This is a genomic window from Pseudomonas sp. NyZ201, from assembly GCF_049860765.1.
GTDB lineage: Bacteria > Pseudomonadota > Gammaproteobacteria > Pseudomonadales > Pseudomonadaceae > Aquipseudomonas > Aquipseudomonas bharatica.
In genome coordinates this window covers 4,220,514-4,245,764 of sequence record NZ_CP187557.1, presented here as the reverse complement: position 1 = coordinate 4,245,764, position 25,251 = coordinate 4,220,514, and the positions used below count along the sequence as shown (strand labels likewise).

Genomic DNA, 25,251 nt, shown 5'->3' with positions numbered 1-25,251 from the left:
AATCTCTGCTATATTTTGTGGAATTTTCCTACATAAAATTTGGGTTGTCGTCTGTAGTCTCGCCGGCCTTTGCGAAGTGAACCCGGTTGCCCGCCAGCTTGGTTTGACCGCGTCGTTTCATAGCCTGCGAGAGCTTCCCATGATGCCCAAGACTCCTTCGTTCAAACTGCGTCCCCTGGTTCGCATTCTGAAATTCGCCGCCCTCGCGCCGCTGGTGCTCGGCAGCGAGTATGCAATGGCCAGGACGATCATCGGCGACGAAACCATCGATGCAACGACGCCTTCCGACAATTACCTGGTAACCGGCGGCTCCCATCTCACCGCCAATGGCGCGCAGACCCAGCACATCCTGACCCAGGATGGCGGCAGGCTGACCCTCAACGGCAGCACCGTGACCGCCACCGGCATCAATGTCGGCGTGTTCCTCGGCAGCGGTTCGGCGGATATCTCGGGAAGCACCATCACCAGCGAAACCGAAGGCTTGTCCCTGGGACGCCAGGGCAGCAACGGCTCCACCGCCAATGTGCGTGACAGCACCATCACCGGTGCCCGCAGCGGCGTGCAGATTTCCGCCAACAGCGACCTGTTCCTGGAAAACACCCAGGTGACTGGCACCAATGCCACCAGCCAGGGCATCCAGATGTTCGGCGGCTCGGTCACGGCCCGCAACAGCTCGATCATCGGCGGCACCCACGGTATCCGTATCCGTCTGGACAGCGCTCTTCCCGACAGCGGCACGGTGAACCTGGATGGCACCCATGTCGAGGGTAGCACCGGTGCGGCGATCCAGGTCGGAACGGGAGCAGGCCAGGGCGTCAGCGCCGATATCGTGGTGGCCAACGGTTCGACCCTGACAGGCGGCGACGGCAATGTATTGATGGTCGCCAGCGGCTCGACCGGCAACATGACCGTAGACAACAGCCACCTGGTGGGCAATGTGGTGGCCGAGGACGGCGCCACGGCCAACCTGACCCTGCAGAACCATGCCACCCTGACCGGCGCCCTGGAAAACGTCGCCAGCCTGACCCTGGCCAGCCAGGGCCAGTGGAACATGGTCGAGGACGACGAAGTGGGTGACCTGGTCATGGACGGGGGCGCGGTGCGGTTCGGCGAGGCCGACGCCTTCCACCGCCTGACCGTGGAGAACCTCTCCGGCAACGGCACCTTCATCATGGATACCGACTTCTCCACCGGGCAGACCGATTTTCTCGAAGTGACCGGCGAAGCCCACGGCGATCACAAATTGCTGGTCGGCAGCAGCGGTGCCGACCCGTTGACCGACGGGCAGATCCATGTAGTGCAAACGGCCGGTGGCGATGCCAGCTTCTCCCTGCTCAACGGCGAGGTGGACCTTGGCACATTTTCCTACGACCTGATCCGCGACGGTGACAACTGGTACCTGGACGCTTCGACGAGAAAAATCAGCCCCGGGACCCAGGTGGTGCTCGGCCTGTTCAATGCCGCGCCCACCGTGTGGTACGGCGAACTGTCGAGCCTGCGCAGCCGCATGGGTGAACTGCGCCTGAATGGCGGCAAGGGCGGTGCCTGGATGCGCAGCTACGGCAACAAGTACAACGTTTCCGCCTCGTCGGGCACCGCGTACAAGCAGACCCAGCAGGGCGTTTCCCTCGGTGCCGATGCGCCACTGCCGATCGGTGACGGGCACTGGCTGGCGGGCGTGCTGGCCGGCTACAGCGACTCGGACCTGAACCTGGCCCGTGGTTCCAGCGGTCAGGTCGACAGCTACTACCTGGGCGCGTACACCACCTGGCTGGACCCGCAAAGCGGCTACTACTTCGACGCCGTGCTCAAGTTCAACCGCCTGCAGAACGACGCCACGGTCAATCTCAGCGACGGAACCCGGACCAAGGGCGACTACGACAACCATGCGCTGGGTACCTCGCTGGAATTCGGCCGGCATATTGCCCTGGGCGATGGCTGGTTCGCCGAGCCCTACACCCAGTGGTCCGGCGTGACCATCCAGGGCAAGCGCTATAACCTCGACAACGGCATGCGCGCCGATGGCGATACCGCCCATTCGTTGCTGGGCAAGGTCGGCAGCACCTTCGGGCGTAATGTCGAACTGGGCGAGGGCCGGGTGATCCAGCCCTATGTACGGGTCGCCTATGCCCATGAGTTCGCCAGCGACAACGCTGTGCGGGTCAACGACAACCGCTTCAACAATGACCTCTCGGGATCGCGTGGCGAGCTGGGGGCCGGGGTCTCGGTGTCGCTGGCGCGGAGCCTGCAGATGCATGTCGACCTGGACTACAGCAACGGCGAGCAGATCGAGCAGCCATGGGGGGCCAACGTCGGCCTGCGCTATAGCTGGTAATGCTGCGGGAGCGAGCCGCCAGGCTCGCTCCTTGAATACCCTGGCCTGCCGCGGATACCTGATACTTCTGTCAGTTATGCCCCATCCCCTTCTTGCCGTTAAATGGAGTGCGACACCCGAGCCTTCGGGTACCGATCCGCTTTCTTGAGGAGAGCTGCCGATGTCGACCCCGTTGCAAGAAGCCCTGGTACTGCTCCCGCCACCCATCGTCGACGCCCTGCTCGACGATATCGACGGTGGCCAGCCCAACCTGCTGCATATCGACGACTTGCAGGTGCCGCTGGCGGTCGAGATCCCGGAATGGCTGCACAGCGTCCCCTCGCCGGACCATCCCGAGAGCCTGGAGCTGTTCTGGAATGAAAAGACCGTAGCCACGCGATTCTGGACCACGCCGATCCTTCCGGAAGATCTGCACCTGACGGTGGCGACGGAGTTTCTCACCGAAGGGCAGCAACGCATGGAGTACAAGGTGGTGCTCTACAATGGCTCGCCCCAGGGATCGCAGCCGCTCATCATCACCATCGATACCTCACCGCCGATCCTGGGCGGTGAGCAGGGCGCCCTGGTCTTTCCGACCGAGGTCATCGACGGCGGCCTGACCTGGCAGTACCTGGAGGCCTGCAACGACCGGGTGGTGGCGCAGGTTCCGGAGTACCGCGAGGTACGTCCCGGCGATACGCTGACCTGGTACTGGGACGATGAGCCCTTCGCCTATCATCAGGCGGGCTCGCGCACGCTTACTTCCGAAGATACCGGCAAGCCGCTGGAGCTGGTCTTCGACGGCAACCTGATTCGCGAGCAGGGCGATGGCCGGCGTTATGTGCATTACGACGTCACGGACCGCGCCGGCAATCCCAGTGTTTCCTCCCGGCAGGTGCCCTTGACGGTCAGTGCCACGCCGATACCGCGGGAACTGCTGTGGCTGGATGTAGTGGAGGCCGATGGCGTCGGCGAGGAACTGGTGCTCGATCCCGAGAAAGGGCGCAGCGGCATACAGGCCGTGCTCGACGCGCAGGTGCTCATTCATCCTGACGAGGAGGTCTGGGTGCTTTGGGATGACCCCGGCAGTGTGGCGGACTTCGAGGGCCTGCTGGACAAGGACGGTGATCCGCGGCTCTGCCGTATTCCAAAGGAAAGCGTGATTGCATCGATCGGCAAGACGGTGACCTTGTATTACGAGGTAAGAGGGCCTGGCGAGGTGCTGCCATCGACGCCGCGCCGTGTCCGCGTCAGCAAGGTCTCGTCCGGATTTCCTACCGTGCAGTGCGAGGGCCAGACCAGCAATGGGCTCAGCCTGGCGGGGGTGCCGGCCTCGGGGGCGCGCCTGACCCTTGCGTTCTGGAAGCTGATGACCACCGATCAGATGGTCAGGATTCTGGTCAGTGGCGTTAACCCCGCAGGCGAAACCCTGGTGCACCGGGCCCTGTACGACCATCGGGTCACCGAGGCGGAGCTGGTCAGCGGCATCGGTGCCGAAGGTGATGTGGTCATCACCAAGGCGTTCCTCGAATCGCTGAAGATCGGGGAAGTGCTCAGCGTGAAAGTCTACGTCAGCTTCGACCTTGGTGAGACCTGGCCGTACGAGGCCGCGCCGAACTTTCCGAGCCTCAGGCTGACGCTCATCCCCTGATGCCGCGCCCGTGGCCGACTGCTTGCGGCCGGCCTGGGCGACGGATTCAACGCAACTTGATCAGGCCCTGGTCGAGGGCCTTGAGCATCGCCGCGCTGCGCGAGGTCACGCCGAACTTGCGGCGGATGTTGCAGAAATGGAAATTCACTGCCGACTCGCTGCATTGCAGGATGTGGGCGATCTCCCAGGACGTCTTGCCTTCGGCGCTCCATTGCAGGACCACGGTTTCGCGCAGGGTCAGCCTGATGGGGTCTTCCGACAGGGTGGGCGCGCGCTGGACCGGAGCAAGGGACGGGGCGCTGCCAAGGGATTGGGATGCGTACATGAAGTGAGCTCCTGACGTTGGAAGTGCAGTGTGATTCCTTCGAAAATCGATTCGACCGGGACGGTACGGACACACTTATATCGCCGATTCTTCATGTTGAAACCTGACAAAAATATCAGTTGTGAAGATTTTGTGCGGTGGGCACGCCCCCGCTTTCGATGCGCCGACCTGATATTTTTGTCAGTTGTTGCACTCACCCCGAATTGCTAGCGTGGAGGTGTACGAGCAGCATGCCCTGGGAGGAAACCCCATGATCGGAAGTAATGGAATGCGAGCCTGTTCAGCGGACCTGCGCCAGGTACTGGATGAATGCAACTTCAACCATCAACTGGACTTCGCCGAGTTCCAGGTGTTGCACGATGCCGCCGATGCCCGCTTCGACGCGCTGGTGCGGCGCTACGGCAATCGCCGCGAGTCCGAGCAGTTGCAGCAGTTCCAGCTGGCCTGCGAGCAGATGGCGAAGATGCTCCAGGTGTCGTGCCTGGCCATGCAGCGGGCCCAGCTCTGCGAACAGGAGCGCCATCAGGTGCGTGAGGCCTACGAGTACCAGGTGGCCTATATCCAGGCCTGCCTGCACCGCTCGTTCGAAGGGTTCTGAGCCCTGTGGGGGCTTGCCGGCGATGAGGCCCTGAACAGCGACACAGGGTTCCTGACCGGAGTGCCGTCCCTGATGGCTGTTCCGGTCATTGCTCCATCTCCATCCGTTGCGGACAATCACTGTCAGTTTTTTCCGCAGCAGGCCGTCCGAAAATGTCGCAACAGATCTTCTTCGCCCATGCCAACGGCTTCCCCTCGGCCACCTACGGCAAGCTGTTCGCCGGGCTTGCGCCGGATTACCAGGTCCAGCATCTGCCACAGCACGGCCACGACCCGCGCTTTCCGGCCGGGGACAACTGGCTGCTGCTGGTGGACGAGCTGATCCATCACCTGGAACGGCAAGGCGAACCGGTCTGGGGCGTCGGCCATTCCCTTGGCGGCGTGCTGCACCTGCATGCCGCACTGCGCTGCCCCGAGCTGTACCGCGGGGTGGTGATGCTCGACTCGCCGGTGCTGACCCTCGCCGACCAGTGGCTGATCCGCCTGGCCAAGCGCTGGGGCTTCATCGACCGGATCACCCCGGCCGGGCGCACCGAGGGCCGCCGCGAAGCCTTCGACGACCTTGACCAGGCCCGCGCCTACTTCTCCGCCAAGTCGCTGTTCCGTGCCTTCGACCCGGACTGCCTGGAAGCCTACCTGCAACATGGCCTGAAGACCGAAGGCGAGGGTTTGCGCCTGGCTTTCGACCCGGCCATCGAGATGCGCATCTACCGCAGCATCCCGCACACCCGGCCGGCATCGCCCGGCAAGCTCAAGGTGCCGCTGGCCATGGTGCGCGGCAGCCACAGCCGCATCGTCCGCGCCCACCACGCCCAGGCGGTACGGCGCATGCCGCTGGGCGAAAACCACAGCGTCGCCGGCGGGCACATGTTCCCGCTGGAGCGTCCGGACGATACCGCGCGCCTGATCCGCTCGGTGTTCCAGCGCTGGCAGGAGCGCTCGGCATGAGCCATCCCGTCGAGGAAATCCGCCTGGACCTTGGGCATATCGAACTGGCTGCGCATTTGTACGGGCCCGAGGATGGCCGGCCGGTGATCGCCCTGCATGGCTGGCTGGACAACGCCAACAGCTTTGCCCGCCTGGCGCCCAGGCTGCACGGGCTGCGCATCGTCGCCCTGGATTTCGCCGGGCACGGTTACTCGGGACACCGGCCGGCCGGTGCCGGCTACGCCCTATGGGACTACGCCCATGATGTGCTGCGGGTTGCCGGGCAACTGGGCTGGGAGCGTTTTTCCCTGCTCGGGCATTCGCTGGGGGCGATCGTTTCGGTGATCCTCGCCGGCAGCCTGCCCGAGCGGATCCAGCGCCTGGCCTTGATCGACGGGGTGATTCCGCCGGGTGCGGCGGCGCAGGATGCCGCCGAGCGCATGGGCATGGCCCTGGAGGCGCAGTTGCGCCATGAAGGCAAGCGCAAATCGGTGTATGCCGAGCTGGACCGGGCGGTGGAAGCACGGATGAAGGGCATGGTCGCGGTCACCCGCGAGGCCGCCGAACTCCTCGCCCAGCGCGGCCTGGTGCCGGTGCCGGGCGGTTTCAGCTGGCGCAGCGACAGCCGCCTGACCCTGCCGTCGCCGCTGCGCATGAGCGAAGAGCAGGCGCTGAGTTTCGTCCGGCGCATTGCCTGCCCGACCACCCTGGTGGTGGCCGACGACGGCATGCTGGCGCGCAACACGAGCCTGCTCGAGCAGCTACCCTTCACTCTGGAACATTTGCCCGGTGGCCATCACCTGCACCTGAACGACGAGGCCGGCGCAACGCTTGTTGCAGACTGTTTCAATCGCTTCTTTGCCATTCCTTGACTTGTAACGGGCAACTGTCGAGGCTTGGCGGGTTTTGATCAGGGAGACAATCATGACCCAGCACGACAGCAGCCCCCTTTCCGTACGCCACGCCGGCCATGCCGGCGGGGTTCGCCGATGAGTGCCGTCCGGTTCGTTCTTACCGCGCTGTTGCTGGTCGCCGGCGCTGCCCAGGCCGCTGGCGAACTGCCGATTCCGCAGGATGCCAAGGTGTTCGACGAACAGCCGGCGCGGGAGCAGGAGCGCGTCTATCCGCTGGGTCCGCTGCGCAAGATCAGCGGGCAGTTGCGCATGGAAGGCAAGGTCGAAAGCCGTGGCCAGGTCAGCTCCACCACCTGGCAATTGCCGCCCGAGCGCAGTGCCGGCGAAGCCTTCACCGCCGCCCGCGAAGCCTTGCAGGCCGACGGCGGCTATCCGCTGTTCTGGTGCGAGCGGCGCGACTGCGGCGAAAGCAGCCTGTGGGCCAACGAGATATTCCGCAATGCACGCTTGTATGGCTCGGACGAGGACCAGGCGTTCATCCTGCTGCGCCGTTCCGGCGACGACCACGACACCCTGGTCGCCCTGTACGCCATCACCCGTGGCAACAAGCGGGCCTTCCTGCATGTGGAGAAATTCGAGGCCAATGCGCCGCTGGGCGACCTGCTGCCGACCCCGGCCACGGTGCTGCGGGAATTGCGCAGCACGGGCAAGCTGGACTACCCGGACCTCGATGGCGAGCCGCCGAAGGCCTGGGTGGAACTGCTGGCACGCAGCCTGAACCTGGACAGCAGCCTGCGGGTCAGCCTGACCGGGGCGGAGGCGGTGGCGTGGAATGACCAGCTGAGTGCGGCGGGTGTGCGGGCGGCCAGGCTGGAGACCGGCGACAAACCGGCTGCCGGCCTGCATGTGGAACTGATCCGCTAAAGCGACACTGGTCCCTTGTGGGAGCGGGTTTACCCGCGATTGCGTCAGCGGCCCCAATACCGCAATCGCGGGTGAACCCGCTCCCACAGGGTTTTGCGTCAAGCCAAGGATTCATCATGCTCAACAACGACCGCCTATTGGTGCAGATCCTCTTGCTGACCCTGCTCGGCGCCGCCCTGTGGGTCATGGCCCCGTTCATTTCCGCGCTGCTCTGGGGCGCGATCCTGGCCTTTGCCAGCTGGCCGCTGATGCGCCTGGTGACGCGCTGGTGCGGTGGGCGCGAAACCCTTGCGGCCAGCCTGCTGACCTGCCTGTGGCTACTGCTGGTGGCCTTGCCCCTGGTCTGGCTTGGCTTCAACCTGGCCGACCATGTGCGTGACGCCACGGCATTCATCCGCGACGTGCAGGTCGACGGCCTGCCGGACGCCCCGGCCTGGCTGGGCAGCGTGCCTTTCTTCGGTGAACGCCTGGTGCGCTACTGGAACACACTCGATCAGCAGGGCGCGGCCTTGCTGACCACGGTCAAGCCGCATCTCGGGCAGGTCGGCAACTGGATCCTGGCCCGCAGCGCGCAACTGGGCAGTGGTGTCGTCGAACTGATCCTCAGCCTGGTCTTCGTGTTCTTCTTCTATCGCGACGGGCCGCGTCTGTCGGCTTTCGTCCTGCGCCTGCTGGAGCGCCTGGTGGACGATCGCGGCGCCTACTACCTGGGCCTGGTGGCCGGCACCGTGCAGCGGGTGGTCAACGGGGTGATCGGCACCGCCGCCGCCCAGGGCCTGCTGGCCTTGATCGGCTTCCTGATCGCCGGGGTGCCGGGGGCGCTGGTGCTCGGCCTGGTGACCTTCATGCTTAGCCTGATCCCCATGGGCCCGCCGCTGGCCTGGGTACCCGCCACCGCCTGGCTGGCCTGGAAGGGTGACTACGGCATGGCCATCTTCCTGGGGATCTGGGGCACCTTCATCATCAGCGGCGTGGACAACGTGCTCAAGCCCTACCTGATCAGCCGCGGTGGCGACCTGCCGCTGGTGATCGTGCTGCTCGGCGTCTTCGGCGGCTTGCTGGCGTTCGGCTTCATCGGCCTGTTCATCGGCCCGACCCTGCTGGCGGTGGGCTACAGCCTGCTGGTGGACTGGTCCAATCGCAGCGGCCCGGCGAATCGCGCTTAACCTAAATCCAGCTTGGCCTCGATGCGGTCCAGATGCACGTGCATCAGACGCAACGCGGCCTCGCTGTCACCGTCCTCCAGCGCATCCACCAGTGCCGCATGCTCCTGCCAGGCGCAGTGCTCGCAGCCATGCTGTTCGTACTTGGCGATGATCAATGAGGTCATCGGTACCAGGCCGTTGAGAAAACGCGTCAGTGGCGCATTGTCGGCGATCTCCGCAAGCTTCAGGTGGAACTCGCCGCCAAGGCGGATCGCCGTGCAGCGCTGGCCCTGTTCGTGGCTCAGGCGCTCGCGGGCGATCAGCTCGCGCAGCTGGCGCAATTGCCCCGGCCGCGAGCGCTGTGCGGCCAGTTCGATCAGGGTGGTTTCCGCCAGGCGCCGGGCACTCAAGACCTGCCGCGCCTGTTCAGGGTCCGGCGCCGCCAGGCGCGCGGTATGGGCCGGACGCTGGACGATCACCTGCTGGTCCGACAGCCGGCCCAGCACCCGGCGAATCACCGTGCGACTCACCCCGAATGCTTCGCCGAGGGCGAGTTCGGTCAATGGCGTGCCTGGGCCCAGGCGCTGTTCGAGGATGGCGTCGAACAGCTGCGGATAGATCTCGTCCGCGGACATCCGGCGTCCGCCGCCGGCCATGAGGAAGGGCAGGGAGGTATTCATCTTCGCTCTCCTGTAGTCAATGACCCGGCTGCTCGTCCGGGATCTTCAGTTCGATACCCATGCGCCGCCCCTCGGCGAGGATGTGCCGGCGCATCTGGGCGCTGGCCTGGGCGCTGTCCTTGTTGCGGATGGCGCGTACCACCGCTTCGTTCTCCGCCAGGCGCGCGGCCAGATGCTCGGGGGACTTGCGCAGCACCTGGGCGCTCTGCTTGAGGGCGTTGCTGGTCTGCTGCACCACGCTCTGGAAGATCGGGTTGGAGGTCAGGGCGAACAGCGCCTCATGGAAGGCGATGTAGGCACCGACCCCGGCTTCGGCGTCGTCGGCTTCAAGGGCTTCGCGCATGTCCATCAGGGTCAGGCGCAATTGCCCGGTCTCGCTGCTGCTGATGGACTGCGCCACCAGCCCGACGATAAACGGCTCGAGGGTGTAGCGCAGTTGCAGTACATCCTCGAGGCTGGCCTCGGCCACCGACGCGGCCGGGACCAGCGTCGGCTCGGCGGTATCGGGATCGAGCACCAGGACGCCCTTGCCTGGCATGGATCGCACCAGGCCAAGGGTTTCCAGTACCGTCACCGCTTCGCGCAGGCTGGGCCGGCTGATGCCCAGTTGCTCGGCCAGTTCGCGCTGCCCCGGCAGCATCTCGCCGGAGCGCCACTGGCCTCGGGCCAGGGCCTGGCGCAGTTTTTCCACTACTGCGTTGACTACGGTCGATGAGGTGATCACAGGTTGCTCCAGGAACTATCGGTCATGCTTCAGAATTCTTGCTGGTGTGCCGTCTTGCGCGGCTGGAAGCTGTAGCCCTGCTTGCCGTCGAGGACGTTGTGGGCGCGATCCAGGTCGATGTCCTTCTCCCAGCGGGCGATCGCCACGGTGGCCACGCAGTTGCCGATCAGGTTGGTCAGCGCGCGGCCGATGCCCATGAACCAGTCCACCGCCAGCACCAGTACCAGGCCTACTACCGGTATCGCCGGGATCGCGGTGAGGGTCGCGGCAAGAATCACCAGCGCTGAGCCTGGAATGCCATGGGCACCCTTGGAGGTCACCAGCGACACCAGGAGGATGGTCAGCAGGTCGGTCATCGCCAGCGGCGTGCCGGTGGCATTGGCAATGAAGACAATGGCCAGGGTCAGGTAGATGGAGAAACCGTCGAGGTTGAAGGAGTAGCCGGTTGGAATTACCAGGCCGACGGTGGAACTGCCGATGCCCAGGTGCTCGAGCTTGCGCATGATCTGCGGCAGCACGGCGTCGGACGAAGCGGTGCCGAGGACGATGGTGAGTTCTTCGCGCAGGTACTTGAGGAAGGGCAGCAGCTTGAGGCCGGACACGCGCATCACCACGCCAAGGATCAGCAGGACGAAGCCGGCGCAGGTCAGGTAGAACAGCGCTACCAGGCCGCCCAGGTGTTGCAGCGAGTCCAGGCCGTACTTGCTGGTGGTGAAGGCGATGGCACCGAATACGCCGATCGGTGCCAGGCGCACGATCATGCCCATGATGCGGAAGATCACATGGCTCAGTTCGTTGATCAGCCGCGAGATGCCCGAAGCCGATTCGCCCACCAGGTTCAGGGCGCTGCCGAACAGCACCGAGAACAGCAGGACCTGGAGGATGTTGTTATCGGCGAAGGCCCCGATCACCGAGGTCGGGATCAGGTCCATGAGGAACGCGGTGGTGCTATGGATATGCTGGCCGCGCTCGGCGAGGGCACCGGCATCGGTGGCCGAGAGCTGGTCCAGGTGGATGTTGGCGCCGCTGCCGATACCGGTGCTGAAGGCCAGCACCAGGCCCAGGACCAGGGCGATGGTGGTGAGGATTTCGAAATAGACCACCGATTTCAGGCCGATGCGCCCGACCTTCTTCAGGTCGCCGGCACCGGAAATGCCGCTGACCACCACGCAGAACACGATCAGGCCGATCAGCATCTTGATCAGCTTGATGAAGCCGTCACCGAGGGGCTTGAGTTGCAGGGAGAGGTCGGGGAAGCTCAGGCCGCAGGCGATGCCGAGCATCAGGCCGAGCACTACTTGGAGAAAGATCGAACGCGAGCACCATTTAAGCATGGGAGGGATCTCTGGTCGGTGTCCGGCTGCCATGGGGAAGATGGCGCGTCGGACTTAATTATTGTGGTCTTACCGGTATGTCCAGTGCGCGGCCACTATACCCACCGATTTTTCGCTGGCGCAAGGGGGCAGGCGATAATTGGTTTTACCGGTCTGACCAGTAAAGGCGTATTGATATTGCATTTCCAAAGTGCGAACCATTCCGTCGCGATGCCTGCCGTCAGTTGTCCGAGAGCGCCTGATCGACAGCGGCGATCAGTTTGCTCAGGTCCTGGCGCGGGGCTTTGTGGATGACACCGAACAGATAGGCGCGTTGTTCTTCTTCGCTATCGAGGTCGGTAAAGAAGGCGGTGAGTTTGACGCCCAGGATGCGGGCAAAAATGACAAGGGTTTCGACGCTGGGGGTGTAGGTGCCGGTTTCGAAGCGGCTTATGGTCTTGGGGTCGAACCCGGCTCTCTCCCCCAATTCCGCCTGGGTAAGCCCGGCCACCTTGCGATAGCGTCTGATGGCAGACCCCAAACTTGAAATTTCCATCGCTCAATTCCCTTTTAGAATCAAGAACTTAACGACAAATAATTTTAAAGGACAACCTCTGGTGCCATCACCTTGGATTGCAAAAGGTGATGCTTCTCGTAGAATTTGCTCCCTGGACAGGTTTTCCCGCAGCGGGCTTCGGTGAGAACAACCCGTGTATTTCTGCGGCTCATGGAGCTTTATCGTGCGTTCCAAGTTGCCAATCACTGCCGCGCAGCAGACGTCCTATGTCGGGGTGGCCCATGGGTGAGGGCTACCGTACTGCCGTGGACGCCGCGGCGATCTTCTCCGAGACCGACCTCGACGGGCGTATCACCTACGTCAACGAGCAGTTCTGTGCCATTTCCGGCTACAGCCGGGAAGAGCTGCTGGGCGCCGACCACCGTATCCTCAAGTCCGGCCAGCATGGCCCTGAGGTGTTCAGGGAGATGTGGCGGGCCCTGACCGCCGGCGAGGTGTGGAAGGGCGAGCTGTGCAACCGGGCCAAGGACGGTTCGCTGTTCTGGGTCGACAGCACCATCGTGCCGCTGTTCGACCGCGACACTGGCGAGCTGCGCAAATACGCCTCGATCCGCTTCGATGTCACGCACAAGCGGCAGATGCTGCACAGCCTGGAATGGCGGGTAGGGCATGATCCGCTGACCGGCCTGCCCAACCGTTCCTGCATCGGCGAACTGCTCGAAGCAACGCTGCAGCGTGCGCGCATGGCGAAAACCTCGCTGGCGGTGTGCATGCTCGATCTCGACGGTTTCAAGGCGGTCAACGATGGTTATGGCCATGACAGCGGCGACCTGCTGCTGGTGGAGGTGGCGCGGCGCCTTAAGCGTTTCCTCGACCCCGGCGATGCCCTGGCGCGTTTGTCCGGCGACGAGTTCGTGCTGATCCTCGGTGACCGTCACGGGCCACCCTGCCTGCAGGACAGCCTTGACCGGATCCTCCGTACCCTGGCCGAGCCCTGCATGATCCGCGGGCGCTCCATCAGCGTCAGCGCCAGCATCGGCGTGACCCGCTTCCCCCATGACGACGATGATGCCGACACCCTGCTGCGCCACGCCGATCAGGCCATGTACCTGGCCAAGCAGCGCGGGCGTAATCGCTACCACCTGTTCGACGTGTCGCTGGACAAGGAGGTCAAGGCCACCCACCAGACCGTCGAACAGGTGCGCCATGCCCTGCATCACGGCGACCTGTCGCTGCACTACCAGCCCAAGGTCAACATGCGCAGTGGCACGGTGGTCGGGTTCGAGGCGCTGCTGCGCTGGCACCATCCACTGCGCGGCGTGGTACCGCCGGGGGATTTCCTGCCGTTGGTAGAGCGTACCGACCTGATCGTCGATATAGGCGAGTGGGTGATCGATCGCGCCCTGGCGCAGATGCAGCAATGGCAGGCGCAGGGCTGCCACTGGCCGGTGAGCGTGAACATCGCAGCGCGGCATTTCCAGCGCGATGATTTCGTCGTGCGCCTGCAGCGCCTGCTGGCACGGCATGCCTCGGTGGCGCCGCAGATGCTCGACCTGGAGATCGTCGAATCGGTGGCGATCGAGAATCTCCAGCGGGTCAGCGATTGCCTGCAGGCCTGCCAGCGCCTCGGCGTGCGCTTCTCGCTGGACGATTTCGGCACCGGCTATTCGTCGCTCAGCTACCTCAAGCGGCTGCCGACCCAGACCATGAAGATCGACAAATCCTTTATCCAGGACATTCTGCATGACCAGGACGACCTGGCCCTGACCCGTGCGGTGATCGGCCTGGCCCGGGAGTTCGACCGGCAGGTGATTGCCGAAGGCGTGGAGACCGTGGCCCATGGCGAATTGCTGATGGACCTGGGCTGCGACATCGCCCAGGGCTACGGCATTGCCCGACCGATGCCGGCGTGGCAGGTGGTGGAATGGGTGGAGGGGTACCGGCAGCCGCAGGAGTGGCAGGTCAAGGCTCTCGGGGCGCAGTTATGCTGATGGCCCTATCGCTGGCAAGCCAGCTCCCACAGGGATCTGAGCTGCGCCCCGGATGTTGGACAAAAAATCCAACATCGGGGTGTTTTGCATGACCAAGTATTCAAAGCAGTTCAAGTTGTCCGCCATCGAAGCCTTCCTCAAGCGAGGCCGAGGTTTCCGTCATGTGGCGAACCAGTTCCAGATAGATCCCACCTTGCTTCGCCGTTGGGTCGTGGCCTATCAGCAACACGGCAGGTCCAGCCTTGAGCGTCGCCATCAGCGCCACAGCGCCGAATTCAAGATTACGGTGCTTCACCGCATGCTAAATGACCGTCTTTCTCAGCGCGCCGCCGCAGCGTTGTTCAACCTAGGTAACTCTAGTCAGCTGGGCAGATGGCTGCGCCAGTATTACAGTGACGGGCTCGCAAACCAGCTTTCTGTAGAAAAGAGTTCAACCCGCACCATGCCCAAGCCTTCCGCCAAGTCCTCCAAGCCTGCAGCCGTGCGTAACGAGGACCTCTCGCCCAAAGAGTTACTAGAGAAAGTTCGCATGCTTGAAGCGGAGAACGCCTACCTAAAAAAGCTCGAGGAGTTAGAGGAGGCGAAGCTCAGGCAGACCCGGGCAGTAAGGAAAAAGCCCAGCTGATTACCGCGCTGCGCCGACAGTTCAGGCTGAAATACCTGCTGATCGCTGCTGGTTTGCCTCGTAGCACTTACTACACCTACTTCGGGGGCGAGGGCGCCGAGGATAAGTACGCTCCACTGAAACAGGCGATGCGGGGCATTCAGGAGCACCACAGGGGCCGGTATGGTTATCGTCGCATGACCGCTGCGCTGCGCCAGAAAGGGCACGTGATCAACGGCAAGAAAGTGCGCCGCCTCATGGGCGAGTTGGACCTCAAGTGCACGGTACGACCGAAGAAATACAAGTCGTACAGAGGGCTGATGGACGAAGCATCGCCGAACACCATGAACCGGGAGTTCGCTGCTGATCAGCCGAATCAGAAATGGGTGACAGACGTTACCGAGTTCAAGGTGGCTGGAGAAAAGCTTTATCTGTCGCCAGTTCTGGACTTGTACAACGGGGAGATCGTGGCCTATCAAACGGATACTCGGCCGCGTTACACCCTGGTGGGAACGATGCTTGAACGAGCGCTGGAGAAGCTGCCGACTGACAGTAAGCCGATGCTGCACTCAGATCAGGGATGGCATTATCGCTATCCGGATTACCGCCAGCGCTTGAAAGAAGCGGGCTTGGAACAGAGCATGTCGCGCAAGGGCAACTGCCTGGACAATGCGGCGATGGAAAGCTTTTTCGGCACGCTGAAGTCGGAGTATTTCTACCGCGAGAAATTTGAGAGCATCGAGCAATTACGCGCTGGGATTGATGATTACATCCGCTACTACAACCACGAACGTATCAAGATGAAGCTCGGCGGCCTGAGCCCTGTAGCGTACAGAGCACAAGCCGCATAGCTTTAGACAAAAGTGTCCAACATCCGGGGCGCAGCTCAATCGCGTACACCGCAGAACCTGTGGGAGCTGGCTTGCCAGCGATAGGGCCGGTACAGGCACTGCAAGATCTACAGCTGTGGCGCGGTGTTCTTGACCACCGCCAGCTCCGGATGCGCCACCAGCTTGTCGATATGCAATTCGTCGTTGTTCATCCAGGTCTCGGTCAGCACCCGGTAATGCTCCATGTCGCGGCAGCGCATGCGCAGGCTGTAGTCGAAGTGCCCGCTGATCAGCTGGCAGTCGAAGACCTGCGGACAGGCCCTGACACAGGCCTCGAAGGCTTTCTGCGCCGAACGCCCGCTCTGGTTCGACAACGCCACCAGCACCAGCAAGGACAACCCCGGCGAAACCATCTGCACGTCGATGATCGCCCCGTAGCCGCGAATCACCCCGCGCCGCTCCAGCTTGCGCACCCGCTCCAGGCAAGGCCGGGGCGTCAGGTGCACCAGGGTCGAGAGCTTTTCGTAGGTGATCCGGCCGTTATGCCGCAATACATCGATGATCGCTTCGTCGATGCGGTCCAGCGGCGGGTTGGCATGGGTCGGGTTGGCCTTGGTATCCATGGTGGCGTTGTTTCACTTCAAGCGGTTGGAAAGAAATTGCTGCAGGCGCTCGCTTTGCGGCTGGTCGAGGATGCTCGCGCTTCCCTGTTCCTCGACGCGCCCCTGATGCAGGAACAGCACCTGGCTGGACACCTGGCGGGCAAAGCCCATCTCGTGGGTGACCATCAGCATGGTACGACCTTCCTCGGCCAGCGTCTGTATGACCTTTAGGACTTCTCCCACAAGCTCTGGATCAAGAGCTGACGTCGGTTCGTCGAACAGGATGATTTCCGGCTCCATCGCCAGGGCCCGGGCGATCGCTACCCTTTGCTGCTGGCCGCCGGAAAGGAAGGCCGGGTACTGGTCGGCGACCCGGGCGGGCAGGCCGACCTTGTCCAGGTAGGCGCGCGCCCGGGCCTCGGCTTCATGCCGGGTGATACCCAGCACCCGGCGCGGGGCGAGGGTGATGTTCTCCAGCACGGTCATATGGCTCCACAGGTTGAAATGCTGGAAGACCATGGCCAGGCGCGTGCGCAGGTTTTGCAGTTGTGCCGGATTCGGGCCGCGGCCCTGACGCAGTTCGATGGTCTGGCCATCGAGGGTGATGGCGCCGGCTTCCGGTTGTTCGAGGAAGTTGATGCAGCGCAGCATGGTGCTCTTGCCCGAGCCGCTGGCGCCGATCAGGCTGATCACGTCGCCCTTGCGCGCCTGCAGCGAGACGCCCTTGAGCACCTGGTGATCGCCATAACTTTTGTGCAGCGCGTCCACCGTCAGCTTGATCGCGGCGCTGTTCAGGGCGGCCCTCGGTTGAGCAGTGAAGTCGGGTTGAATCGACAAGGCGTGTGCGGAAGTGGTCATGGGTCAGCCTCGGGAAGGAACGAGAAAACGCATCCAGCGGCGTTCGGCCAGGCGCAACAGCCCGACCAGCGCGAAGGACAGCAGCATGTACAGCAGTGCGGCGATACCGAAGGCCTGGAAGGTGAGGAAGGTCGCGGCATTGGCGTCGCGGGCCACCTTGAGGATGTCGGCGATGGTCGCGGTGAAGGCCAGGGACGTGGCATGCAGCATCAGGATCAGTTCGTTGCCGTAGGACGGCAGCGAACGGCGCAGCGCCGCCGGCAGGACCACGAACAGGTTCAGCTTCCAGCCATGCAGCCCGTAGGCCTGGGCCGCCTCGATCTCGCCATGGGGAATGTTGCGGATGGCCCCGGCGAAGATCTCCACGGTGTAGGCGCAGGTGTTCAGGACGAAGGCCAGCAGGGTGCAGTTCAGCGCGTTGCGGAAGAAGCGGTCGAGCATCTCGTGATCGCGCACCACCTCCAGGCCGTACAACCCGGTGTAGCAGATCAGCAACTGGATATAGAGTGGCGTGCCGCGGAACAGCCAGGTGTAGAACTCCACCGGCCAGCGCAGCCACGGCTTGCGCGAGACCCGCGCCAGGGCCAGCGGCAGTGACAACAGGAAGCCGACGACCATGGTGACGACGAACAGCCACAGGGTCATGGCCAGCCCGGAAAGCCCGGCGCCGTCGCTGTACAGGTAGGCCAGGCCATAGTCCTGGATCAATTCGATCATGATGCGAGCCCTTTGATGCCGGTGTTGTAGCGCCGCTGCAGACGCTTGAGCAGGCGGTTGGAGAGGGTGGTGATGAGCAGGTAGACCAGCCCGGCGATGATCAGGAAGTACAGGACGTTATTGGTGCTCTTGCCGGCGTTCTGCGCGGCCTTGACCAGGTCGGCGAGGCCGATGATCGAGACCAGCGCGGTGGACTTGAGCAGCACCAGCCAGTTGTTGCCCAGGCCCGGCAGGGCGAAGCGCATCAGTTGCGGGAACAGCACCAGGCGAAAACGCTGGGCGCGGCTCAGGCCGTAGGCGGTGGCCGCTTCCAGTTGTCCGGCAGGCACGCTGAGGATGGCGCCGCGGAAGTTCTCGGTGAAATAGGCGCCATAGATGAAGCCAAGGGTCAGGACGCCGGCGGCGAACGGGTCGATCTCGACGTAGCCCCAGCCCATCCACTCGGTGAAGTCGTTGAGCCAGATCTGGAAGGTGTAGAAGATCAGCAGGATCAGTACCAGGTCCGGGACGCTGCGGATCAGGGTGGTGTAGAGCGTGGCGGGAATGCGCAGCAGGCTCAGGGTGGAGAGCTTGGCGCTGGCGCCGATCAGGCCCAGCAGCAGGCTCAGGCCGAGGGACAGGAAGGCCAGTTTCAGGGTCATCCAGGTCCCTTGCGCCAACAGCGGGCCGAAACCCTGCAGGCTGACAGAGTGAAGGAAGTCGTTCACGGGAAAGTCTCGTTGGGCGTTGGACGTTGGGCTTGGGCGTGCCGGTGACCTGGGCGCCGGGCCCGGGTCACCGCCCGGGCGGGTCACTCGTTGTAGATGTCCAGGTCGCCGACATACTTGCGCTGGATCCTGGCGAAGGTGCCATCGGCGAGCACGGCAGCGATGCCTTTGTTCAGCAGCTCCCTAAGCTCGGTATCGTTCTTGCGCACGCCCATGGCGATGTCCAGCGGCAGCGTCGGGTCCTTGATCGCCGGGCCGCTCTGGAAGCCGGCGCCTTCGGGCTTGCTCAGGAAGTTGAGCTGGGCTTCCAGCTTGTCGGTGACGGTGGCGTCGAGTCGGCCATTGACCAGGTCGGCGTAGTTCTGGTCCTGGGCCTGGTACGCCTTGACCTGCACGCCCAGCGGCGCCAGTTTGGCGCGGGCGTAGGCTTCCTGCAGCGAGCCCTGCAATACGCCCACCGACTTGCCCTTGAGCGACTCGGGTGTGTCGCCGAAGTCGGCACCCTTGCGCACGATCACCGAGGTCGGGCTGAGGAACAGGCGGTCGCTGAAGTCGATCTGTTTCTGCCGCGCCGGGGTGACCGCCATGGACGACATGATGGCGTCGAACTTGCGTGCGCGCAGGGCGGGGATCATGCCGTCGAATTCGTTGTGCACCCAGGTGCACTTGACTTCCAGCTTGGCGCAGATGGCATCGCCCAGTTCGATGTCGAAACCTTGCAGGCTGCCGTCGGCGGCGACGGACTCGAAGGGTGGATATTCGGGGAAGACGCCGAAGCGGATTTCCTTCCATTCCTGGGCCTGGGCCGCGCTGGTGCAGAGGGTCAGGAGGAGCGCGCCGAGGTGTTTGCGCAGTGAGGTCATGTGTGGGTTCCCTGTGTTTTGTTGTTGATGTAGGGCGGTGGAAAATCTTCGTGGTTATGAGCCGTTCGGTCGTACGGTGACTCTTTGGTCAGGGACTCAGGATGCGTGATGGCAGCGGATTTTTTGTGTCGTAAAGGCGGGCGCCGACTGCCGGAATATGCTGTTAGCGGCGCGCGCGGCAGCCGATCCTGTCGAGGTGCCTCCTGTTTAGGCTTTGGCGCAGCGTTTTCCGATCCGCCGTGGTGCTGCCACGGCGGATCCGTTGGGTTCAGGCGCGTTTTTTCTGCGCTTCGCTGACTGACGGCTGAAGCAGGGCGTAGAGGTCTTTCGGATTGTCCAGATCCGGCACCAGTTCGATCTCGCTGCCGATGTCCAGGGCCCTGGCCATATCCAGCACATAGCGCAGCGCCGAGTAGTCCTCGATGGCGAAGCCGACGGAGTCGAACAGGGTCACCTGGCCTGCCGATTCGCGGCCCTTGACCTGCCCGTTGACCACCTGCCAGAACTCGGTCACCGGCGAATCGGCCGGCATCTGCTGGATCTCGCCTTCGATGCGGCTTTGCGGCTCGTACTCGACGATCACCCGGGAGCGTTCGACGATGTCGCGGTGCAGCTCGGTCTTGCCCGGGCAATCACCGCCGACCGCATTGAGGTGCATGCCGGGTTCGATCATTTCCGGGGTCAGGATGGTGGCGTAGGCCTTGTCGGCCGTGACGGTGGTGGCGATATCGGCGCCGCGTACCGCCTCGGCCACCGACCGGGCCAGGACCAGGCGGATGCCCGGGTAGCCGGCAAGGTTGGCGGCCAGCTTGGCGGTGGCTTGCGGGTCGAGGTCGTACAGGCGGATTTCCTCGATGCCGAGCAGGGCGTGGAAGGCGATGGCCTGGAATTCGCTCTGCGAGCCATTGCCGATCAGCGCCATGCTGCGGCTGTCCGGACGGGCCAGGTAGCGTGCGGCCAGGGCCGAGGTGGCAGCGGTGCGCAGCGCCGTGGTCAGGGTCATCTCGCTGAGCAGCAGGGGCTTGCCGGTGTCGACGTCACCCAGGGCGCCGAAGGCCATGACGGTGAGCATGCCGTTGCGGGTGTTCTTCGGGTGGCCGTTGACGTACTTGAACGCGTACAGGTTGGCGTCGGAGGCCGGCATCAGCTCGATCACGCCGTCCGGCGAATGGTTGGCCACCCGCGCGCACTTTTCGAAGTCGTGCCAGCGCAGGTAGTCCTGGCGGATGTACTCGGCCATTTGTTCCAGGCAGGTGGTCAGGCCCTTGCGGGCCACCAGGTGGCTGAGGTCGGTCACGTCGATATAGCGGGTCATGATGGCTTCCTTTTTCTTGGCGTCGGTTTCAGTTACGAACGGGCAGGTGCACTTCGGCGAGCATGCAGCGCGCGCTGCCGCCACCGATGCGTTCGATATGGTCGATATTCACTACCACCGGGCGGCTGTGGCGCTCGGCCTGTCGGCGCTGCGCCGGGTTCAGCGAGTTCCAGGCACTGCGCGACATCACCAGCAGCGGCTGGCCATGCTTGTCATGGACTTCGAGCATGTTGCCGGCGAAGCCTTCGAGCTGGTCGAAGTCCAGGGCGAGGATGTCCTTGCCGGTATCGCGCAGGCTGCGTTCCAGGGTGTAGCGTTCGGCGGCGTTGGGCAGGGCGTCGAGGCAGACCACGGCGAGCTGGCGGCCGACGCTCATCATCACGTTGCTGTGGTAGATCGGTGCCTGCTGGCGATCGACGGCGTGGAACACGCAAAGGCGATAATCGAGGCGTTCGGCGAACTCGCGCAGGGCCTCGCCGTGGGTGCGCCCGGAGTGGCAGGCATAACTGATGCGGTGTTCGCGGTCGAGAACCATGCTGCCGGTACCTTCGAGGAAGATATCCGCTTGCTCCAGCGGGCTGAGGTCGATGGTGGTACGAATGGCGAAGCGTTCGTCGAGTGCACGCAGCACGCCCTTGTCCCGTTCCAGGCGGCGGTTGCGGCCTTCCATCGGGTAGAGCACCAGGCTGCCGTCGGCGTGGCTGCTCCACCAGTTGTTGGGAAAGATCGAGTCCGGGGTATGGGGTGCCGGGGTGTCCTGCACCACCAGCACTTCGACGCCGTGCTGGCGCAGGGTATCGACATAGCCGTCGAACTCCTCCAGCGCTTTGTCTTGAGCGCTGTCGGCGTCCAGCAGCGGTTTCTGGAAATGGTTGTCGCGGGCGGTATCCGGGTTGAAGGCGAATCGCGCCGGGCGGATCATCAGGACCGTATTTGTTGTTTGCATCGGGCACGCATCCAGGTGTTGGCGATGCGGACATTGTCCTCCCGATGGCGCTGCAATCCCGGCTGAAGCCTATGAAGTGCCCAGCCGGGAAAGCTGAAAGCGGCGATTTTGCAGCCGAATCGGCTGTCGGTTATCAGTGGTTGATCCTTGCCAGTTCACGGGCCAGGTGCAGGGCCGTGCGGGCACTGTGTTCGCCGGCGACCAGATGGGTGAACGGCACGTCGATCATGCGCTTTTCCCTGACCGCCCGCAGGCGGGAAAGGGCCGGGTGACCGGCCAGGTACGCGCGTTTGGCAGCGGCGGTGGACCAGACGGCATCTGCCAGCAGCAGGACATCCGGGTCCAGTTGCAGCAGGGTTTCGGCGTCCACGGTGACGCGCCTCAGGTCGAGGTCGGCGAGGACGTTGCGCCCGCCGGCGCTGGCGATCAGCTCGCTGACGAAACCCTGCTTGCCTTCGCTGTCGAGACCGCGTGTTTCGCTGTCCAGGTAGAAGACCTTGAGTGCCGGGTGCCCGTCGGCGAGCTGCTGCGCTGCCTTCAGGTCGGCATGCTGCCGGGCGATCAGGCGTTCGGCCTGGGGCACACGGCCAAGTAGCCGGCCGAGGGTGCGCAGGTCCTGTTCGATGGCCTGGAAACCGCTTGCCTCGGGTTTTGCCGGGCAGGCATTTTCCAGCAGGTAGCTGGCGATGCCGTGGCGGGCCAGGTCGCGACGCGGGCCGACGCCGTCGCGGAAGGCGCTTTGAAAACCACCGATCACCAGATCGTAGCGTCCGGCATACAACACTTCCGGCGAGGGATATTTGTGCGACAACAGCGGCACGCCGCGATAGTGATTGGCGGCCAGGGCGCTGGCGTCGTCATCTATATAGCTCACCGCCGCCAGGGCCGGACCGGCTTCCAGGGCCAGGACCATGTCGGCTGCGTGCTGGTTGAGGGCGAGGATGCGCTGGGGCGGTGACTGGCGCAGGGCCCAGTCTTCGCCGCAGTTGCGGTAGTCGAGGGCCTGGGCGCTGGTGCCCAGCAGCAGGGCGAGCCAGAGGCTGTGTTTCATTGGGTACCTCGCTCGAGCAGCAGGTCCTTGACCGGTTGCCCGCCGACCAGATGCTCGCGGGCAAAGCGCCGGGCGTCCTCGTGGCTGGCGATGCGGTACCAGCAACGGTCCGGATAGACCGTGGCGATAGGCCCGAGGTTGCAGGGGAACTGGCAATGGGTACGGGTCAGCAGCACGCCGTTTTTCGTCTCGATCCGGTCGGCGGCGAGCAGCTCGTTGCGTACCGTCTTCCACACCTTCAGCGCCCCGCGCAGGGTACAGCGCGGGCCGGTGCAGAGCATGACGTGGCGGGCATGTTCGGGGATATGCGACCAGTCGGGGTGGGTGGGTATGTCCTGTTCGTTCATGGTGTTTCCTTGGTAAAGCATCGCTGGCAAGCCAGCTCCCACAGGTTCAGCACAAAGTTTGAGACCTGTGCAGTACCTGTGGGAGCTGGCTTGTCGGACCGCCGCACCGCAGCGATGAGGCCATCAGTCACAGCACAAAATCAGAAGCTGTAGGTGTACCGCGCTTCAGCCGTAAACGGCCTTCCCAGGTTCCCCACCCGACGCGACCCGCTGTCCATGCTGGTGGTGTAGTCCCGGTCCAGCAGGTTCTCCAGCAACAGGGCCAGGCGATGCTGGCGCTGGAGATCGAGATACCGATAAGCGTCGGCATCCACCACGCTGTAGTGCCCGTAGTCGATCCCCCGCGGGCTTTCCACGCTGCCGATATAGCGGATCGCCGCACCGGCGCCCCACATACGGTCGGCGGACTCGTAGCCGACCCGGCTGCGGGCGAAGAACCCGGGGATGTTGTTGATGGTGGCGCCGTTACGCGATTCGCTCAGGTTGCGCGTCATGTCCGCCTGCAGCTGCCAGCGATCGTCGAGCTGCACCTTGCCGTCGAGCTCGAAGCCGCGCACGGTGATTTCGCCGTCGCCGTTGACCCATTGGGTATCGACGAGAGTGATCAGGTCCTCGATGCGCCGATGGAACAGCGTAGCGCTGACACTCCATGGCTGGCCGTCGAGCAGGTTGCTGTAGTCCAGGCCCAGTTCGGCGTTGCGGCTTTTCTCCGGCTTGAGGTTGGGGTTGCCCATCTCGTCGCCGGGCTCGTTGACGTACAACTGCTCGGCGTTGGGCAACTTGTAGGCCGAGCCGAACTGGCCGCGCAGCTTGAGGTTGTCGGTCAGGTCGTACAGCGAGGTGAACATGCCCACGGTGGCGCTGTCGCCACCGCTCAGGTGCTCGCGGCGCACACCGATGCTGGGATGCCAGTCGGGCAGGGCGGCAATCTCGGGGCGCAGTTGCAGATAGAGGGCGTGGGCCTCGGCCTGGTTCTGGTCGATCTTCAAGACATCGTCCTTGCCCTTGAACCACTGGTTGTCGCTGCCGAACACCAGGGTGTGGCCGCCGGGCAGCACGGCTTCTCCCTCGGCCTGCACGCCCCAGTCGCTGAAGCCCCAGTAGTCGTTGTGGTTCTTCACTTCGATGCCGCCGACGCTGGTGTTGTAGACCCGGTTGTAGCGGGTGTCCCAGTCGTTCATGTGGCCTTTGACGAAGTAGCTGAAGTGCTCGTTCAGATGCTGCTGGAAGGTGGCCGTGGCGATCTGCTGGACACGGTCGTTGGTGGTGTTGCGGTTGGCATCGGGGCGCAGGAAGTCGAGGCTGGCCGCGCTGTACTGATAGAACAGTTCCAGGCGGCTGTCGTCGCCGAAACCCTGGGTGGCCTTGGCCCCGAAGGTGTTGACCTCGTAGCTGCGCTTGCGGTCGCTGACCGTTGCGCTGATGGCGCTGCTGCGGTAGGGCTGGTAGCCCTCGGAAATGTTGTGGCTGACATAGGCCAGCAGGCCAAGGTCGCCGAAGCCGTTGCTGAAGATTCGCTCGATACGGGCATCGCCATTGCGTCCGGCGAAGCTGTCCACGCCCAGGTTGACTTGGCCCGAGGCCTCCCGGGACCGCGCATTGCGCGTAACGATATTGATCACTCCGGACACCGCCTGAGTGCCGAACAACAGGCTCTGGCCGCCCTTGAGCACCTCGATGCGTTCGATGGCCGCGGCGGGCAGGGTATCGATGTAGATGCCGCCGTAGAGGCGATTGTTCAGGCGCACACCGTCGAGCATGATCAGGGTGTCGTCGTTGCGCCCGCCCAGCAGCGAATAGGTGCCGTAGTCGAAAGGCCCCTGCTTGGGCGCAACATACAGGCCGGGGACGAACATCTGCAGGACGCGGGTGATATCGGCGCTGGGGCCGGCGCGTTCGATCTGCTCGCGCTCCACCACTTCGATCTTGCTGCCATAGCGGGCCATCTGCGCGATGGTGTCGGATTCCACCGCAGGTGCCGAGACGATTTGCCGATCGAGTTCCAGCGTCGTCGCAAGGGCGCCGCCGTTGCCGCCGAGCAGGCAGCCGATCAGGGGGATGTACCGTGTATTCATTGACTTCTCGAAAAGGACTTTTCGGGAAGCGCACAGGAGGGAGCTGGCGAGCGCGCGCCAGTCTACCGGCTCGTGCCCGCCCACCGCAGGTTTGCCAAATGACTGACGCATCCGTTCTTCAGTCGTGATGCTCCAGGCCGGTCTCCGGGCTTGCGGGTATCGAAGCGCTTCGCCTTCCCATGCGTCTGCACAGTGGCCTGTTGAATGCTTCACTCGCTTACCGTTGCGGGGGCAGCGCCGGACTTGTCCTCAAGGACGCACCGGCTTCCCGTTTCACCTGCCGCGCGGCGGCGGCAGACACCTGAAACGGGCGGCATCTGACCATCGGGATGACCGTTCGTCAACCTGCGCTTTTCGCCCGGGCATAAAAAACG

At 63.8% G+C, this 25,251-nt stretch carries 24 protein-coding genes and 1 riboswitch; of the genes, 9 read left to right on the top strand and 15 right to left on the bottom strand.

From position 1 onward, the window contains the following. Positions 1–142 precede the first annotated feature (142 nt). Both ACPFMA_RS18845 and ACPFMA_RS18840 read left to right on the top strand, forming a co-directional pair. The gene (locus ACPFMA_RS18845; protein ID WP_425928453.1) at positions 143–2,335 is read left to right on the top strand and encodes an autotransporter outer membrane beta-barrel domain-containing protein; all 2,193 of its coding nucleotides are present in this window, start codon (positions 143–145) and stop codon (positions 2,333–2,335) included. 160 nt (positions 2,336–2,495) lie between these two features. Next, complete coding sequence (locus ACPFMA_RS18840) at positions 2,496–3,965, top strand: hypothetical protein (protein WP_425928452.1); 1,470 nt, start codon at positions 2,496–2,498, stop codon at positions 3,963–3,965. A 46-nt stretch (positions 3,966–4,011) separates the two neighbouring features. On the opposite strand, the gene ACPFMA_RS18835 is transcribed toward ACPFMA_RS18840, so the two are convergent. Continuing rightward, positions 4,012–4,290 (bottom strand): LuxR C-terminal-related transcriptional regulator, encoded by a 279-nt coding sequence (locus ACPFMA_RS18835; RefSeq protein ID WP_420056997.1) that lies wholly within the window; start codon positions 4,288–4,290, stop codon positions 4,012–4,014. A gap of 268 nt (positions 4,291–4,558) precedes the next feature. On the opposite strand from ACPFMA_RS18835, the gene ACPFMA_RS18830 reads away from it, so the two are divergent. From ACPFMA_RS18830 to ACPFMA_RS18810, 5 genes are all read left to right on the top strand, one after another. Beyond that, positions 4,559–4,888: a hypothetical protein gene (locus ACPFMA_RS18830; protein ID WP_081263095.1), complete on the top strand. Its 330-nt coding sequence runs from the start codon at positions 4,559–4,561 to the stop codon at positions 4,886–4,888. 152 nt (positions 4,889–5,040) lie between these two features. After that, on the top strand, positions 5,041–5,835 hold the full coding sequence (locus tag ACPFMA_RS18825) for an alpha/beta fold hydrolase (RefSeq protein WP_064301794.1): 795 nt from the start codon (positions 5,041–5,043) through the stop codon (positions 5,833–5,835). Next, positions 5,832–6,686 carry an alpha/beta fold hydrolase gene (locus tag ACPFMA_RS18820; RefSeq protein ID WP_420056996.1) on the top strand — a complete coding sequence of 285 codons (855 nt, stop codon included), beginning with the start codon at positions 5,832–5,834 and terminating at the stop codon, positions 6,684–6,686. The genes ACPFMA_RS18825 and ACPFMA_RS18820 overlap by 4 nt, the downstream gene beginning before the upstream one ends. A 117-nt stretch (positions 6,687–6,803) precedes the next feature. Further along, positions 6,804–7,592: a DUF4892 domain-containing protein gene (locus ACPFMA_RS18815; RefSeq protein ID WP_425928451.1), complete on the top strand. Its 789-nt coding sequence runs from the start codon at positions 6,804–6,806 to the stop codon at positions 7,590–7,592. A 116-nt stretch (positions 7,593–7,708) separates the two neighbouring features. Beyond that, the gene (locus tag ACPFMA_RS18810) at positions 7,709–8,758 is read left to right on the top strand and encodes an AI-2E family transporter (RefSeq protein ID WP_064301791.1); all 1,050 of its coding nucleotides are present in this window, start codon (positions 7,709–7,711) and stop codon (positions 8,756–8,758) included. Here the strand turns inward: ACPFMA_RS18810 and ACPFMA_RS18805 are convergent. The 4 genes from ACPFMA_RS18805 to ACPFMA_RS18790 all read right to left on the bottom strand — a co-directional run bounded on the left by ACPFMA_RS18805 (position 8,755) and on the right by ACPFMA_RS18790 (position 12,010). Beyond that, complete coding sequence (locus tag ACPFMA_RS18805) at positions 8,755–9,417, bottom strand: GntR family transcriptional regulator (protein WP_064301790.1); 663 nt, start codon at positions 9,415–9,417, stop codon at positions 8,755–8,757. The genes ACPFMA_RS18810 and ACPFMA_RS18805 overlap by 4 nt on opposite strands. Before the next feature lie 16 nt (positions 9,418–9,433). Beyond that, a complete protein-coding gene (locus tag ACPFMA_RS18800) occupies positions 9,434–10,141 on the bottom strand; it encodes a FadR/GntR family transcriptional regulator (protein WP_064301789.1) in 708 nt (235 codons plus the stop codon). 29 nt (positions 10,142–10,170) lie between these two features. Next, positions 10,171–11,475 carry a C4-dicarboxylate transporter DctA gene (locus tag ACPFMA_RS18795; protein ID WP_420056994.1) on the bottom strand — a complete coding sequence of 435 codons (1,305 nt, stop codon included), beginning with the start codon at positions 11,473–11,475 and terminating at the stop codon, positions 10,171–10,173. 220 nt (positions 11,476–11,695) lie between these two features. After that, on the bottom strand, positions 11,696–12,010 hold the full coding sequence (locus ACPFMA_RS18790) for a helix-turn-helix domain-containing protein (RefSeq protein WP_009397077.1): 315 nt from the start codon (positions 12,008–12,010) through the stop codon (positions 11,696–11,698). 242 nt (positions 12,011–12,252) lie between these two features. Here ACPFMA_RS18790 and ACPFMA_RS18785 point away from each other — a divergent pair, with 242 nt between their 5' ends. Both ACPFMA_RS18785 and ACPFMA_RS18780 read left to right on the top strand, forming a co-directional pair. Further along, positions 12,253–13,962 carry a putative bifunctional diguanylate cyclase/phosphodiesterase gene (locus ACPFMA_RS18785; protein ID WP_425928450.1) on the top strand — a complete coding sequence of 570 codons (1,710 nt, stop codon included), beginning with the start codon at positions 12,253–12,255 and terminating at the stop codon, positions 13,960–13,962. Between the two features lie 88 nt (positions 13,963–14,050). Next, positions 14,051–15,417 (top strand): IS3 family transposase gene (locus tag ACPFMA_RS18780; protein WP_425928449.1). Its coding sequence is split into 2 segments (ribosomal slippage): positions 14,051–14,516 and positions 14,516–15,417, totalling 1,368 coding nucleotides; the frame shifts between segments, so codons are not numbered across the junction. A 107-nt stretch (positions 15,418–15,524) separates the two neighbouring features. Here ACPFMA_RS18780 and ACPFMA_RS18775 read toward each other — a convergent pair. The 10 genes from ACPFMA_RS18775 to ACPFMA_RS18730 form a co-directional block, all read right to left on the bottom strand. After that, positions 15,525–16,019, bottom strand: a complete 495-nt coding sequence (locus tag ACPFMA_RS18775) for an Lrp/AsnC family transcriptional regulator (protein WP_009403806.1) — start codon at positions 16,017–16,019, stop codon at positions 15,525–15,527. A 12-nt stretch (positions 16,020–16,031) separates the two neighbouring features. Next, positions 16,032–16,856 (bottom strand): ABC transporter ATP-binding protein, encoded by an 825-nt coding sequence (locus ACPFMA_RS18770; protein ID WP_240500597.1) that lies wholly within the window; start codon positions 16,854–16,856, stop codon positions 16,032–16,034. 3 nt (positions 16,857–16,859) lie between these two features. Then, the gene (locus tag ACPFMA_RS18765; RefSeq protein WP_064301786.1) at positions 16,860–17,573 is read right to left on the bottom strand and encodes an ABC transporter permease; all 714 of its coding nucleotides are present in this window, start codon (positions 17,571–17,573) and stop codon (positions 16,860–16,862) included. Beyond that, complete coding sequence (locus ACPFMA_RS18760) at positions 17,570–18,280, bottom strand: ABC transporter permease (RefSeq protein WP_425928448.1); 711 nt, start codon at positions 18,278–18,280, stop codon at positions 17,570–17,572. Before ACPFMA_RS18760 ends, ACPFMA_RS18765 begins: the two co-directional genes overlap by 4 nt. A gap of 83 nt (positions 18,281–18,363) precedes the next feature. Then, positions 18,364–19,143 carry an ABC transporter substrate-binding protein gene (locus ACPFMA_RS18755; RefSeq protein WP_425928447.1) on the bottom strand — a complete coding sequence of 260 codons (780 nt, stop codon included), beginning with the start codon at positions 19,141–19,143 and terminating at the stop codon, positions 18,364–18,366. A gap of 268 nt (positions 19,144–19,411) precedes the next feature. Continuing rightward, the gene (locus ACPFMA_RS18750; protein ID WP_425928446.1) at positions 19,412–20,458 is read right to left on the bottom strand and encodes an ornithine cyclodeaminase; all 1,047 of its coding nucleotides are present in this window, start codon (positions 20,456–20,458) and stop codon (positions 19,412–19,414) included. 28 nt (positions 20,459–20,486) lie between these two features. Continuing rightward, positions 20,487–21,404 carry a citrulline utilization hydrolase CtlX gene (gene ctlX / locus ACPFMA_RS18745; RefSeq protein WP_064301783.1) on the bottom strand — a complete coding sequence of 306 codons (918 nt, stop codon included), beginning with the start codon at positions 21,402–21,404 and terminating at the stop codon, positions 20,487–20,489. Between the two features lie 133 nt (positions 21,405–21,537). Further along, positions 21,538–22,455, bottom strand: a complete 918-nt coding sequence (locus ACPFMA_RS18740; RefSeq protein ID WP_064301782.1) for an ABC transporter substrate-binding protein — start codon at positions 22,453–22,455, stop codon at positions 21,538–21,540. Further along, positions 22,452–22,802, bottom strand: a complete 351-nt coding sequence (locus ACPFMA_RS18735; RefSeq protein WP_425928445.1) for a (2Fe-2S) ferredoxin domain-containing protein — start codon at positions 22,800–22,802, stop codon at positions 22,452–22,454. The genes ACPFMA_RS18740 and ACPFMA_RS18735 overlap by 4 nt, the downstream gene beginning before the upstream one ends. A gap of 140 nt (positions 22,803–22,942) precedes the next feature. Further along, positions 22,943–24,877 carry a TonB-dependent receptor plug domain-containing protein gene (locus tag ACPFMA_RS18730; protein WP_425928444.1) on the bottom strand — a complete coding sequence of 645 codons (1,935 nt, stop codon included), beginning with the start codon at positions 24,875–24,877 and terminating at the stop codon, positions 22,943–22,945. Between the two features lie 118 nt (positions 24,878–24,995). After that, positions 24,996–25,197: riboswitch (cobalamin riboswitch) on the bottom strand. Positions 25,198–25,251 lie beyond the last annotated feature (54 nt).